We start from the raw sequence: 464 nt of genomic DNA on the forward strand, positions 1-464 counted from the left end.
GCCTGCGCGGAAGATGTAACGGGGCTAAACCATGCACCGAAGCTGCGGCAGCGACACTATGTGTTGTTGGGTAGGGGAGCGTTCTGTAAGCCGTCGAAGGTGGCCTGTGAGGGCTGCTGGAGGTATCAGAAGTGCGAATGCTGACATAAGTAACGATAAAGCGGGTGAAAAGCCCGCTCGCCGGAAGACCAAGGGTTCCTGTCCAACGTTAATCGGGGCAGGGTGAGTCGACCCCTAAGGCGAGGCCGAAAGGCGTAGTCGATGGGAAACAGGTTAATATTCCTGTACTCGGTGTTACTGCGAAGGGGGGACGGAGAAGGCTATGTTGGCCGGGCGACGGTTGTCCCGGTTTAAGCGTGTAGGCTTGTGTTCCAGGCAAATCCGGAACACTTTAAGGCTGAGGCGTGATGACGAGGCACTACGGTGCTGAAGCAACAGATGCCCTGCTTCCAGGAAAAGCCTCT

At 56.5% G+C, this 464-nt stretch carries 1 rRNA gene; it reads left to right on the top strand.

Annotation, left to right across the window (positions count from 1 at the left end):
• A 23S ribosomal RNA gene (locus QCD69_RS22495) occupies window positions 1-464 on the top strand; the annotation flags it as partial.

The organism is Erwinia sp. PsM31 (assembly GCF_030433775.1).
GTDB classification, from domain to species: domain Bacteria; phylum Pseudomonadota; class Gammaproteobacteria; order Enterobacterales; family Enterobacteriaceae; genus Erwinia; species Erwinia aeris.